At 72.3% G+C, this 13,421-nt stretch carries 10 protein-coding genes; 3 read left to right on the top strand and 7 right to left on the bottom strand.

The window, feature by feature from the left end; all coding sequences use genetic code 11:
• Position 1 precedes the first annotated feature (1 nt).
• Positions 2 to 445 carry a DUF948 domain-containing protein gene (locus ACFYOU_RS25510; protein WP_389774296.1) on the bottom strand — a complete coding sequence of 148 codons (444 nt, stop codon included), beginning with the start codon at positions 443 to 445 and terminating at the stop codon, positions 2 to 4.
• A 248-nt stretch (positions 446 to 693) separates the two neighbouring features.
• Here ACFYOU_RS25510 and ACFYOU_RS25505 point away from each other — a divergent pair, with 248 nt between their 5' ends.
• Positions 694 to 2,967, top strand: a complete 2,274-nt coding sequence (locus ACFYOU_RS25505; RefSeq protein WP_391308781.1) for an ATP-binding protein — start codon at positions 694 to 696, stop codon at positions 2,965 to 2,967.
• Positions 2,968 to 2,998: 31 nt separating this feature from the next.
• Here ACFYOU_RS25505 and rpsD read toward each other — a convergent pair whose 3' ends face one another.
• The 5 genes from rpsD to ACFYOU_RS25480 form a co-directional block, all read right to left on the bottom strand.
• Positions 2,999 to 3,613 (bottom strand): 30S ribosomal protein S4, encoded by a 615-nt coding sequence (gene rpsD, locus ACFYOU_RS25500; RefSeq protein WP_073792029.1) that lies wholly within the window; start codon positions 3,611 to 3,613, stop codon positions 2,999 to 3,001.
• Between the two features lie 348 nt (positions 3,614 to 3,961).
• Positions 3,962 to 5,341, bottom strand: coding sequence for an AAA family ATPase (locus tag ACFYOU_RS25495; protein ID WP_391308778.1), 1,380 nt, complete (start codon positions 5,339 to 5,341; stop codon positions 3,962 to 3,964).
• A gap of 90 nt (positions 5,342 to 5,431) precedes the next feature.
• Positions 5,432 to 6,076 carry a vitamin K epoxide reductase family protein gene (locus tag ACFYOU_RS25490; protein WP_391308777.1) on the bottom strand — a complete coding sequence of 215 codons (645 nt, stop codon included), beginning with the start codon at positions 6,074 to 6,076 and terminating at the stop codon, positions 5,432 to 5,434.
• Positions 6,077 to 6,295: 219 nt separating this feature from the next.
• A complete protein-coding gene (gene hisS / locus ACFYOU_RS25485; RefSeq protein ID WP_391308775.1) occupies positions 6,296 to 7,558 on the bottom strand; it encodes a histidine--tRNA ligase in 1,263 nt (420 codons plus the stop codon).
• Positions 7,559 to 7,571: 13 nt separating this feature from the next.
• Complete coding sequence (locus tag ACFYOU_RS25480; RefSeq protein WP_391308774.1) at positions 7,572 to 8,279, bottom strand: MBL fold metallo-hydrolase; 708 nt, start codon at positions 8,277 to 8,279, stop codon at positions 7,572 to 7,574.
• A 211-nt stretch (positions 8,280 to 8,490) separates the two neighbouring features.
• On the opposite strand from ACFYOU_RS25480, the gene ACFYOU_RS25475 reads away from it, so the two are divergent.
• Entirely contained in the window at positions 8,491 to 9,318 is an 828-nt protein-coding gene (locus ACFYOU_RS25475) for a peptidylprolyl isomerase (protein WP_391308772.1), read from the top strand.
• Positions 9,319 to 9,452: 134 nt separating this feature from the next.
• Entirely contained in the window at positions 9,453 to 10,682 is a 1,230-nt protein-coding gene (locus ACFYOU_RS25470; protein WP_389774278.1) for a DUF349 domain-containing protein, read from the top strand.
• An 88-nt stretch (positions 10,683 to 10,770) separates the two neighbouring features.
• Here the strand turns inward: ACFYOU_RS25470 and ACFYOU_RS25465 are convergent, their stop codons facing one another.
• The gene (locus ACFYOU_RS25465) at positions 10,771 to 13,320 is read right to left on the bottom strand and encodes a RelA/SpoT family protein (RefSeq protein WP_389765605.1); all 2,550 of its coding nucleotides are present in this window, start codon (positions 13,318 to 13,320) and stop codon (positions 10,771 to 10,773) included.
• Between the last annotated feature and the right edge of the window lie 101 nt (positions 13,321 to 13,421).

The following is a 13,421-nucleotide window of genomic DNA, read 5'->3' as shown; positions in this document are numbered from 1 at the left end:
GTCAGTCCTTCTTCCGCCTGCCACGGCGGGCGGTGGGGACGGTCCGGCCGACGATCACGGTACGGCGGGTCCGCTCGGTGGGCGGGGGATCGGCGGGGGCGCTCTTGCGGCCGACGGCGCGGCGGACTCCGTACCCGAACGCGGCGACCTTCACCAGGGGGCCGCCGAAGGTGGAGGCGACGGTGGAGGACAGCGCGGAGGCGTTCTGGGTGACTTCCTGCACGTCGGAGGCGATGGAGTCGACCCGGTCGAGCTGGGTCTGGGCGGACCGCACCGCCTCGGTGGCCCCCGCGAGGAGCGGGACGGCCTGGTCGGTCACGTCCGCGACGAGTCGGGTGGTCGCCTTCAGCGTCTGGGCCAGCCTCGCCAGCGCGACGGCGAGGAAGGAGACCAGGATCGCCCAGAAGACGGCCACCAGGATCCCGGCAACCTCTCCACCGGACACTGTGCACCGCTCCCTGAGGTATCGCCCGGACGGACCGGGGCGTCATGGTCGACGTGGTCGACGTGGTTGAGAACCGCCGGCCGGTGCCGACAGGTGTCGTACGAGCCTATCGCGCCGGGAGCAGGGCTCCGCACCCCATTTCGCCCCCGCCGCGCCACGGACCGGGGGGCCGCGCCGGGCCCGCGGCGCAGGGGAGCCGGGCGGACTGATTGTACGTACCGCTTATGCGTGAGTACGCTCCGTTGCCCATGCGACCCACATCGCGGCCCGCGCCGCGAACGAACGATTCTTCGGACGTCGCCGAGGTGCCCCGCGACCTCCCGCTGGAGCTGACCGCCTTCGTGGGCCGCGCCCCCGAGTTGACCCGTCTCGGCGAGGCGACGGCCCACGACCGGTTGGTGACCGTGGTCGGCCCCGGCGGGGTCGGCAAGTCACGGCTGGTGGCCCGGGCCGCGGCGGCGTGCGCCCTTCCGGACGGCGCGCGCCTGGTGGACCTCACCGCCGTGCACGCCGTGGAGCACGTCGACCGGGCGGCCGCCGCGTCGCTGGGGCTCGTCGACCACGCCGTCCGCCCCGCCCTGGAGGTGCTGCGGGAACACTTCGCCGGGCAGCGCGCTCTGCTCGTCCTGGACGGCTTCGAGCACCTGGTCGCCCCTTGCGCCGCCCTCGTGGGCGACCTGCTGCGGGCCGCCCCGGGGCTGCGGGTCCTCGCCGCCGGGCGGCGTCCGCTCGGGGTGCGGGGCGAACGCGTGGTCCCGCTCGCCCCGCTGGACGAACGGGACGCCGTGGCGCTGTTCGCCGACCGCGCCGAGGCCGCCGTGCCGGGTTTCGCGCTGGACGAGGACAACACGGCGGACGTGCGGGAGATCTGCCGGCGGCTGGACGGCATCCCGCTCGCGGTGGAACTGGCGGCCGGTCGGTTGACCGTGCTGTCGCCGGGGCAGCTCCTGCACCGGCTCGACGACCGGTTCCGGCTGCTGACCGGCGGCGGCCGGGACGCACCGCCCCGGCACCGGACGCTGCGCACCGCCATCGGCTGGAGCCATGAACTGTGCACCGCGCAGGAGCGGCTGCTGTGGGCGCGGCTGTCGGTGTTCGCCGGGTCCTTCGACCTGGAGGCCGCCGAATACGTGTGCGGGGCGCAGGGGCTGTCCGCCGACGAGGTGCTCGACGTGCTCGGCGAGTTGCTGGCGCAGTCCGTGGTCAGTCGCGAGGACGGCCCCGGCGGCGTGCGGTACCGCATGTTGGAGACCGTCCGGGCGTACGGCGCCGACTGGCTGGAGGGCTCCGGGGACACGGCGCGGCTGCGGCACCGGCACCGCGACTGGTACGCGGGGCTGGCGACCTGGTGCGAACTGGAGTGGTTCTCGTCGCGTCAGAAGGAGGCCGCCGCACGGATCGAGGTGGAGCTGCCGAACCTGCGGGCCGCGTTGGAACACGCGCTGAACGAGCCCGGGGACACCCGACCGGGGCTGCACCTGGCGGGCACCCTCTGGTTCTGCTGGGTGGGGTGCGGACGGCTGGCCGAGGGCCGGTACTGGCTCCAGCGGAGCATCGAACTCGACCAGGGCCCCGAGGCGGAGTCCGACGGAGTCCCGGACGCCCGGCTGAAGGCGCTGTGCGCGTTCGGGCACGTGGCGCTGCTCCAGGGCGACACGGTCGCGGCGCTCACCGCGCTCCACGAGTGCCGGGACGAGGCGGAGCGCACGGACGACGCCGTGGCGGTCGCCTACGCCGAGCACCGCACCGGCTTCCTGGCCCTGGTCGGCGACGACGCGGTGCGCGCCGAGCGGCTGCTGCGCTCGGCCCTGGAGCGCTACGAGGACATCGGCGAGCTGAACAGCCTGGTGCTGCTGGCCCGGGTGGAGCTGGCGACGGCGGTCCTCGTCCAGGGCGGCTTCCCGGGCGAGGGGGCACCGGACGACCGGGGCGGGGCGGGCCGCACGGCCGAGGCGGTACGGCTGTGCGAGGAGGTGCGCGAGGTCTGCGAGGACCACGGCGAGCGCTGGGCCCTGGCGTACGCGCTGCTCGTCCTCGCCTACGTGGCCTGGTCGGAGGGCGATCCGGCCCGGGCCCGGCGGCTGGTGGAGGAGTGCTTGGTCATCGAGCACGGATTCCAGGACCTGGTGGGCGCCCTGCTCGCGATCGAGCTGTTGGCGCTGGTCACCCTGGACGAGGGCGATCCGGCGGAGGCGGCGGTGCTCCGGGGGGCGGCGGGCGCCCTGTGGCCCTCGGTGGGGTCGCCGTTGTTCGGTTCGGCCCCGTCCCGTGACCCGCGGGCGTCGGGTGAGCGGCGGTGCCGCGCCCGGCTGGGCCCGGCGGCGTACGAGGCGGCGGTGCGGGAGGGCGCCCGGCTCGGACTGGACGCCGCCGTGCGACGGGCCCTGGGCCGGAGCGCGCAACCGGTGCCCGTGGCACCGCAGGAACCCCGGGAGGGGGACGGCCCCGGGGGCGGGGCGGCGGCGGAAACGACACGGCCCGCCGCCTCCCCTGCTCCGTGGAGCGGGGAGACGACGGGCTGATGCGCGGGGCGCGGGGAGTGCTACGTCCGGGTCAGCGGGCGTAGTACTCGACGACGAGCTGCTCGTCGCAGATCACGGGGATCTCCTTGCGCTGCGGGTCCCGGTCGAGGCGGAAGGCCAGGGCCTTCAGGTTGACCTGGAGGTAGCGCGGGGTCTCGCCGTCGGCCGCGTAGCCACCCTCACGGGAGACCTGGAACAGCGTCTTCTCGCGGGAGCGCTCGCGCACCATCACGACGTCGTCGGGGCGGACGCGGAAGGAGGGCTTGTCGACCTTCTTGCCGTTGACCTCGATGTGGCCGTGGACGACCATCTGACGGGCCTGGTAGATGGTGCGGGCGATGCCCGAACGCAGGACCAGGGCGTCGAGGCGGCGCTCCAGCTCGATGATCAGGGCCTCGCCGGTCTTGCCCTGGACCTTGCTGGCGCGGTCGTAGGCGCGGACGAGCTGGCGCTCGGACACGTCGTACTGCGCGCGCAGACGCTGCTTCTCCAGCAGACGGACCTTGTAGTCCGAGGTCTGCTTGCGACCGCGGCCGTGCTCACCCGGCGGGTAGGGACGGGCCTCGAAGTACTTGACGGCCTTGGGGGTCAGCGCGATGCCGAGGGCACGCGACTTCTTGACCTTGGGACGGGACTGGTTCGGCACGAACCAACCTCTCTCACTCTGTGCGAATACGGCTTCACCAGGGTTAGGGGAGGTCGCATCCGCAGCCTGGGGAAACCCGGGGGGTCCTGGTGGACCCTCGGGCAGCCGCTCCCCTGGTCTGGGCACATACGTGCAGCACGCGAGTGGCCCACCGACCGCCGCAGGGGGGTGGTGGGCTGCCCGCGACACCGTTCGACGGTGCGCGACGCTCCTGGAACCCCGTCCTCACGGACCGGGTCCCGGCTGCTCGTCCCGCTCTGGTGAGCCGACCGGAGTCGGACACGGGACGCAGCACTCGGGCCAGTTTAGCGGGTGTCCGGGGTCGGGATGACCCGGCCCGGTGCTCGGCTACTCCGCGGGGGTGTCGGAGCCGCCCGGCTGCTCGCCCCGCAGGCGGGCGCGGACCCGGTCCACGACGTCCGCGTACCGGGCCTCCGCCCCGTACCGGGTGGGCCGGTAGTAGTGCTTGCCCTCGACGGCCTCGGGCGCGTACCGCTGGGCGGCGATGCCGCCGGGGACGTCATGGGGGTAGAGGTAGCCCTGGGCGTGACCGAGCTTGGCGGCGCCCTGGTAGTGGCCGTCCCGCAGGTGCGCGGGGACCGGGCCGGCGAGACCGGCGCGGACGTCCTCCATGGCGGCGCCGATCGCGAGGGTCGCCGCATTGGACTTGGGGGCGAGGGCCAGCGCGATGGTGGCGTGGCTGAGGGTCAGCGCCGCCTCCGGGAAGCCGATGAGCGCGACGGCCTGGGCGGCGGCCACGGCGAGGGGCAGGGCGGTCGGGTCGGCGAGCCCGATGTCCTCGCTGGCGGAGATCATCAGCCGGCGGGCGATGAACCGGGGGTCCTCGCCGGCCTCGATCATGCGGGCCAGGTAGTGCAGCGCGGCGTCCACGTCGGAGCCCCGGATCGACTTGATGAGGGCGCTGGTCACGTCGTAGTGCTGGTCGCCCGCGCGGTCGTACTTCACCGCCGCCCGGTCGACGGACTCCTCCAGGGTGGTCAGCGTCACCGTGCCCTCGCCCTTGGCGAGGGCGGAACCGGCACCGGCTTCGAGCGCGGTGAGCGCGCGCCGGGCGTCCCCGCCGGCGATCCGCAGCAGATGGCCCTCGGCGTCCCCGTCGAGGGTGACGGCGCCGCCGAGCCCGCGTCCGTCGGTGAGCGCCCGCCGCAGCAGACCGCGCAGGTCCTCGTCGGTGAGGGGTTCCAGGGTGAGCAGCAGGGAGCGGGAGAGCAGCGGGGAGATCACCGAGAAGTACGGGTTCTCGGTGGTGGCGGCGATCAGGGTGACCCAGCGGTTCTCCACGGCCGGCAGCAGCGAGTCCTGCTGCGCCTTGCTGAAGCGGTGGATCTCGTCCAGGAAGAGGACGGTCTCCTTGCCGTAGCCGCCGGTGGCGCGACGGGCGCCCTCGATGACCGCGCGGACCTCCTTGACGCCGGCGGTGATCGCCGAGAGTTCCACGAAGCGCTTGTTGGTGGCCTTGGAGACGACGTACGCGAGGGTCGTCTTCCCGGTGCCGGGCGGGCCCCACAGGATCACCGAGGAGGGGCCGGCCGGGCCGCCGCCGCCCTCGCCGACCAGGCGGCGCAGGGGGGCTCCGGGCTTGAGCAGGTGCTGTTGGCCGACGACCTCGTCAAGGGTGCGCGGGCGCATGCGCACGGCCAGCGGGCTGCTCGCCGGGTCCTTCTCCTGACGTTCCTCGGCTGCCGCGGTGAAGAGATCGGGTTCCACGGGTGAACCCTATGTCAGCGGCGCCGCGGCCCGTGCCGCCGGGCAGTGGCCCGGGGGGCGGCACGGACCGCGGCCCAGCGGCCGAGCGGCTCAGCTGGCCGCCCAGAGCTGGTCCTTCCAGCGGGTCAGGATCAGCATGGCGATGATGCCGAGGTGCACGACGGGCAGGACCCAGGTGAACTCGGCGAAGAAGCCCTTCAGCCAGCTCGGTGCCGGGAGGAAGCCGTTGCGGATGTTGGAGGAGGTCACGTACCAGAACATGATGATCGTGGCGGCCCAGGCGAGGCAGCACCACAGGCACAGGGCGTTGATCTCGTAGAGGGACTGCTGGGTGAGCCAGGCGCAGAAGCCGACGCCGAAGAGCATTCCGGCGTTCATGGTGAGCCAGTACCAGCGCGGGAAGCGGGCACCGGCGAGCAGGCTCATGCCGACGGCGATGACGATGCCGTAGGTGACGAGCCCGAGCATCGGGTTGGGGAACCCGAAGACGCTCGCCTGCTCGCTCTTCATGATGTTGCCGCAGGAGATGACCGGGTTGACGCTGCACCCGGGGACGTAGTCCGGGTTCTCCAGGAGCTTGAACTTGTCGAGGGTGATGATCCACGCGGCGAGGAGTCCGGCCGCGCCGGTGATCACCAGCAGCAGGGCGAGCCCCCGGCCGGCGCCCACTCTCGAAGTGTCCGGCGCGGAAGGGGCCGAGGACACCGGGGGTTCTGCTGTCGTCGTCTTGGTCATCTCGCCGTTTCCGTCAGTCGAGTCGCGGTCCAAGGGCAGGGTCATTGTGCCGTACGTGACCTGGGTCCCACCGTTCGGTACGGATAAGGTCCGTCCGCCCGGTGGCGGCCCGAGTCGCAGGTGGCGGGCTCCGCCCCGGCGTCGGACGGGTCCTCTGGGAAGGACGACGAGGGGGCCGCACGGCACCCGGCCGCGCGACCCCCTCGTACGGATGTGCGCTCAGCCGAGCCGGGAGCGCAGCGCCTCGACGACCGCGTCCAGGGCGACGGGCTGCTGCTCGCCCGACTCCATGTCCTTGAGCTGGACCACTCCGTCCGCCAGGTCCCGCTCCCCCGCGACCAGCGCGAACCGGGCGCCGGAGCGGTGCGCGGACTTCATGGCGGACTTGATGCCGCGACCGCCGTAGGCGAAGTCGGTCGCGATCCCCGCCCGGCGCAGGTCGGCGACCACGGCGAAGAGGACCTTGCGGGCCTCCTCGCCGAGCGGCACCGCGTACACGCTGGTGGCGGGCGGGACGTCGAGGGTGATCCCCTCGGCCTCCAGCGCGAGGACGGTGCGGTCCACGCCGAGCGCCCAGCCGACGGACGGCAGCGCGGGGCCGCCGATCATCTCGGACAGGCCGTCGTACCGGCCGCCGCCGCCCACCGCGGACTGCGCCCCGAGGCCGTCGTGGACGAACTCGAAGGTGGTCCGGGTGTAGTAGTCGAGGCCGCGCACCAGCCGCGGGTCGTCCTCGAAGGCGACGCCCTGGGCGGTCAGCAGCTCGCGGACCTCGGCGTGGTAGGCGCGGCACGCCTCGCACAGGTGGTCCCGCAGCAGCGGGGCGCCGGCGAGTTGGGCCTGCACCTCGGCGCGCTTGTCGTCGAGGACGCGCAGCGGGTTGATCTCGATGCGCCGGCGGGTCTCCTCGTCCAGGTCGAGGCCGCGCAGGAAGTCCTGGAGCGCCGCCCGGTAGGCGGGCCGGCACTCGCGGTCGCCGAGCGAGTTGAGCAGGATGCGGAAGCCGGTGAGACCGAGGGAGCGGTACGCCTGGTCGGCCAGCAGGATCAGTTCCGCGTCGAGTGCCGGGTCCTCGGTGCCGATGGCCTCGGCGCCGACCTGCGAGAAGTGGCGGTAGCGGCCCTTCTGGGGGCGCTCGTAGCGGTAGTACGAGCCGGAGTACCAGAGCTTGACCGGCAGGTTGCCGGCCTTGTGGAGGTTGGCCTCCAGCGCGGCGCGCAGCACGGAGGCGGTGCCCTCGGGGCGCAGCGCCAGTTCGCTGCCGCCCTTGGTGGTGAGGGTGTACATCTCCTTGGTGACGATGTCGGTGGACTCGCCGACGCCACGGGCGAAGAGCTCGACGTCCTCGAAGCCGGGGGTCTCGACGTACCCGTACCCGGCGGCCCTGAGCGGCGCCGCGAGCGCGTCGCGGACGGCGAGGAAGACCGCGCTGGTCGGGGGGATCAGGTCGTACGTGCCCTTGGGGGCGGTGAAGGTGCTCACGGGGTTGGTCTCGTCACATTCCTCGTCGGGGGGCCGCGGGGGCTCCCTGGCCGTCGGCCACCTGCCGCAGATGGGGGTTGGTGGCGCGCTCCCGGCCGATGGTGGTCTGGGGGCCGTGGCCGGACAGCACCACGGTCGAGTCGTCGAGCGGCAGGCACACCCGGGCCAGGGACCGCAGGATCTCGGGGTGGCTGCCGCCGGGCAGGTCGGTGCGTCCGATGGAGCCGGCGAAGAGCAGGTCGCCCGAGAAGAACACGGACGGCACGTCCGCGCCCTCGGGCATCCTGAAGGTCACCGACCCCCTGGTATGCCCGGGTGCGTGCGCCACGGTGAGGTCGAGGCCGGCGAGCTCCAGGGTGGAGCCGTCGGTCAGCTCCCGGAGGTCGTCGGGCTCGCCCACGGTCAGCTCGCCCAGCAGGGGCGCCCCGATGCTCCGGCCGAGCGCCTTCTCCGGGTCGCTCATCATGTACCGGTCCTCGGGGTGGATCCAGGCGGGCACGTCGTGCGCGCCGCACACCGGGACCACCGAGGCCACGTGGTCGATGTGGCCGTGGGTGAGGATGACCGCGACGGGCTTGAGTCGATGCTTGGCGATGGCGTCCTCGACTCCCTGGGCGGCCTGGTGGCCCGGGTCGATGATCACGCACTCCTCGCCGGCGGCGGGGGCGACCAGATAACAATTGGTGCCCCAGGCCCCGGCGGGGAACCCCGCAATGAGCACGATCGTCCTTCGTGTGTCTCGGAATGTTCTCGTACGTCTCGTACGAATGGGATGCCGTGACGCCCGCCGTCCGGAGGGCGCGGCTCCCCCAGAGCCTACCGGCGCTGCCGTACACACAGCGAACCCGGATACGGTACGGGGCACATGTGCAGGCGGTCAGGGTTTTCGAGGCGTAGCCACGACTGACCACGACAGGAACGGAGACATCCCGTTGGTCAGCCAGGAGCAGCGGCGGCGGCAGCTCGCCCGGGAGAAGTTCTTGCGGCAGCAGCAGCGGCGCGAGGACGCACGGCGCAAGGGGCGTACGCGTAACGCGGTGATCGCGGCGGTACTGGCCGTGGTCGTGGCGGGCGGCGCGGTGTCGTACGCCGCGGGCGCCTTCGACGGCGGCGGCGACAAGAAGAGCGGGGCCGCGGCCTCGCCGAGCAAGGCCCCGGACCCGTGCGAGAAGCCCGCCGCGGGCAAGCCGAAGACGGCGACGTACAAGAAGGAACCCAAGCTCGCCATCGACAAGTCCGCGAAGTACACGATGAAGCTGGACACCACGTGCGGTGTCCTCGACATCGGGCTCGACGCGGCGGCGGCGCCCCGCACGGTGAACTCGTTCGACTTCCTGCTGAACAAGGGCTACCTGGACCACACCAAGTGCCACCGGCTCACCACCAGCGGCATCTACGTGCTCCAGTGCGGTGACCCGCAGGGCACCGGGCAGGGCGGGCCGGGCTACTCGATCCCGGACGAGAACCTGAAGGACAAGCGGCTGAAGGGCAACGTGTACCCGGCGGGGACCGTGGCCATGGCCAACCAGTACAACGGGCAGACCAACAAGGGCCGCGACTCGGGCGGCAGCCAGTTCTTCCTGGTCTACCAGGACAGCCAGCTGCCGCCGGACTACACGCCGTTCGGCACGTTGTCCGCGTCGGGCATGAAGGTGCTGAAGAAGATCGCGGGCGCGGGTGCCGCGGCCCCGGACCAGATGGGGACGACCAAGCCCAACGCGACCGTGGTCATCAACAAGGCCACGGTCACCAAGTCCTGATCCGGACTGCGTAAATCCGGTCGCGCGGGATGCGGACAGCCGCCCCGCCGGTCGCCTAGATTGACCGTGACGAAACTGTGGACGATGCCCGGGGGCCGCCTCGGCCCGCGCGGGCATCATGTGGAGGAGGCGCTGTGAGCAGCGACCCGTGGGGCCGCGTCGACGAGACGGGGACCGTGTACGTGCGGACGGCCGAGGGCGAGCAGGTCGTCGGTTCCTGGCAGGCCGGCTCTCCCGAGGAGGCGCTGGCCTACTTCGAGCGCAAGTACGAGGGCCTGGTCGTGGAGATCGGCCTCCTCGAACGCCGGGTGAGGACCACCGACCTGTCGGCGAAGGACGCCCAGACCGCGGTCGGTCACCTCCGTGAACAGGTGGACGCGCACCACGCGGTGGGCGATCTCGACGCGTTGCGCAAGCGGCTCGACAAGCTCGTGGAGACGGTCGACGCGCGCCGTGAGGAGCGCAAGGCCGAGCGGGCGAAGCAGTCCGACGAGGCGCGGCAGGCCAAGGAGGACCTGGTCTCCGAGGCGGAGGAGCTGGCCCGCAGCGAGCAGTGGCGGTCCGCCGGTGAGCGGTTGCGGGCGCTGGTGGACACCTGGAAGGGGCTGCCCCGCCTCGACCGGAAGTCCGACGACGAGCTGTGGCACCGCTTCTCGCACGCCCGCTCCGCGTTCTCCAAGCGGCGCAAGGCGCACTTCGCGTCGTTGGACGCGCAGCGCGAGGAGGCCCGCAAGACCAAGGAGCGGCTGGTCTCCGAGGCGGAGGCGCTGTCGGGTTCGTCGGACTGGGGTCCGACGGCGGCCCGCTACCGCGAGTTGATGGCGGACTGGAAGGCCGCGGGCCGGGCCCAGCGGGAACACGAGGACGACCTGTGGAACCGTTTCCGGGGTGCGCAGGACGTGTTCTTCGCGGCCCGCAGTTCGGTGTTCGCCGAGCGTGACGCCGAGCAGACGGAGAACCTGAAGCTCAAGGAGGAGCTGGTCGCGGAGGCCGAGAAGCTGCTCCCGGTGACGGATCTGAAGGCGGCCCGGGCCGCGTTCCGTTCGGTCAACGAGCGGTGGGAGGCCATCGGTCACGTGCCGCGGGACGCCCGGGCGCGGGTCGAGGGCCGGATGCACACGGTGGAGCGGGCCCTCCAGGACTCGGAGGAGTCGGAGTGGCGCCGGACCAACCCGGAGGCACGGGCCCGTGCCGAGGGCCTGACCGGTCAGCTCCAGGCGGCCGTGGACAAGCTGCGGGCGCAGATCGACGCGGCGCGGACGCAGGGCAACAACGCCAAGGCGGACAAGCTGGAGCGTGAGTTGGAGGGCCGGCAGGCGCTGCTCGACCAGGCGCTCAAGGGTCTCCAGGAGTTCGGGGGCTGACCCCGGGCCCGTAGCGACGACGAAGGGGGCTGACCCGCACGCTCCGGTGCGGGTCAGCCCCCTTCGTCGTGCTCCGTGACCGGCCCGCTCAGGGCCTGCGGGCCGAGGTGACGCGGTAGACGTCGTAGACGCCCTCCACTCCGCGGACCGCCTTGAGGACGTGCCCGAGGTGCTTGGGGTCGCCCATCTCGAAGGTGAACCGGGAGGTGGCCACCCGGTCGCGGGAGGTCTGGACGGCCGCCGAGAGGATGTTGACGTGCTGGTCCGACAGGACCCGGGTGACGTCGGAGAGCAGCCGGGAGCGGTCCAGCGCCTCGACCTGGATGGCGACGAGGAACACCGAGGACTGGGTGGGCGCCCACTCGACGTCCAGGATGCGTTCGGGCTGCTTGGACAGGGACTCGACGTTGACGCAGTCCGCGCGGTGCACCGAGACGCCGCTGCCGCGGGTCACGAACCCGATGATCGGGTCCCCCGGCACGGGGGTGCAGCAGCGCGCCAGCTTCACCCAGACGTCGTCGACGCCCTTGACGACCACCCCGGGGTCGGCGTTGGAGCGGCGCTTGCGGCCGCGGCCGCGCGCCGGGGGCACGCTCTCCTCGATGTCCTCGCTGGCGGCCTCCTCGCCGCCGAGCGCCTGGACGAGCTTCTGGACGACGTTCGCCGCGGCGACGTGGCCCTCGCCGATCGCCGCGTACAGCGAGGAGATGTCCGGGTAGCGCATCTCGTGGGCGAGGGTGACCAGGGAGTCCCCGGTGAGGATGCGTTGGATGGGCAGGTTCTGCTTGCGCATCGCGCGGGCGATGGCGTCCTTGCCCTGCTCGATGGCCTCGTCGCGGCGTTCCTTGGAGAACCAGGCGCGGATCTTGTTGCGGGCCCGGGGGGACTTGACGAAGCCGAGCCAGTCCCGGGAGGGGCTGGCGTTGGTCGCCTTCGAGGTGAACACTTCCACCAGGTCGCCGTTGTCGAGCGTGGACTCCAACGGGACGAGCCGGCCGTTGACCCGGGCCCCTATGGTGCGGTGGCCCACCTCGGTGTGCACGGCGTACGCGAAGTCGACGGGGGTGGCGCCCGCGGGCAGCGCTATGACGTCGCCCTTGGGCGTGAAGACGAAGACCTCGTTGCGGGACAGGTCGAAGCGCAGGGACTCCAGGAACTCGCCCGGGTCCTCGGTCTCCTTCTGCCAGTCGAGCAGCTGGCGCAGCCACGCCATGTCGTTGACGGCCGCACTGTCCTTGCCCGCCTTGCCGGCCGGGCTCTTGGGGGCGTCGGTGCGGACCTTGGAGGCGCCCGCCACGGCCTCCTGCTTGTACTTCCAGTGCGCGGCGATGCCGTACTCGGCCCGGCGGTGCATGTCGAAGGTGCGGATCTGGAGCTCGACGGGCTTGCCGTTGGGCCCGATCACGGTGGTGTGCAGCGACTGGTACATGTTGAACTTGGGCATCGCGATGTAGTCCTTGAAGCGCCCCGGAACCGGGTTCCAGCGCGCGTGGACGGTGCCCAGGGCCGCGTAGCAGTCGCGGACGGTGTCCACCAGGACGCGGATGCCCACCAGGTCGTAGATCTCCGCGAAGTCCCGGCCGCGGACGATCATCTTCTGGTAGACGCTGTAGTAGTGCTTGGGGCGGCCGGTGACGGTCGCCTTGATGCGGGCGGCCCGCAGGTCGGCCTGGACCTCGTCGGTCACTATGGCCAGGTACTCGTCCCGCTTGGGGGCGCGCTCCGCGACGAGCCGGACGATCTCGTCGTACATCTTGGGGTAGAGGATCGCGAAGGCGAGGTCCTCCAGTTCCCACTTGATGGTGTTCATGCCCAGCCGGTGGGCGAGCGGGGCGTAGATCTCCAGCGTCTCGCGGGCCTTCTTCTCCTGCTTCTCCCGCTTGAGGTAGCGCATGGTGCGCATGTTGTGGAGGCGGTCGGCGAGCTTGATGACCAGGACGCGCGGGTCCTTGGCCATGGCGACGACCATCTTGCGGACGGTCTCGGCCTGCGCGGCCTCGCCGAACTTGACCTTGTCCAGCTTGGTGACGCCGTCCACCAGCAGGGCGACGGTGTCCCCGAAGTCCCGGCGCAGGGTGTCGAGGCCGTACTCGGTGTCCTCGACGGTGTCGTGCAGCAGGCCCGCCATGAGGGTCGCCGGGTCCATGCCGAGCTCGGCGAGGATCGTGGTGACGGCCAGCGGGTGCGTGATGTACGGGTCGCCGCTCTTGCGCTTCTGACCACGGTGCCAGCGCTCGGCGACCTGGTACGCCTTCTCGATCTGGCGCAGGGTAGCCGTCTCGATCTTGGGGTCGTTGCCCCGCACTATCCGCAGCAGCGGTTCCAGGACCGGGTTGTACGGGTTGGAGCGCTGGACGCCCAGCCGGGCGAGCCGGGCACGGACCCGGTTGGACGAGGCGGAGCGCGCCGAAGCCTGCCCGGGGGCGGGGCGGGCCGGGCCGGACGCCGGGGAGGCGGGAGCGGGCCGCGGAGACGGTTTCGGGCGCGACGGTTCCTCCGCCCGACCGCTGCGCGCGTGCTCGGCCGGCTTGCCCGGCCGCGCGTCCTGCGCGGGCTTGGCGGTCGCGGTGGTGCGGGCCGCCGCCCGTTCTGCCTGCGTGTCGGGCGTGGCGGCGAATGGCTGGGGCTCGTCTGGCAAGTGCGCTCCTCGTGCGCTTCCGGGTCCTCCGGTCAGGTCCCGGCAGGCCCATGGTATCGACCCCGGGCCGCGGCCTCCTGTCGTGCGGGACGCCGCCCTGC

Origin of the sequence: Streptomyces sp. NPDC005955 (genome assembly GCF_042871255.1) — a bacterium.
In the GTDB taxonomy this organism is placed as follows: Bacteria; Actinomycetota; Actinomycetes; order Streptomycetales; family Streptomycetaceae; genus Streptomyces.
This window is presented reverse-complemented; position numbering and strand designations above follow the sequence as displayed.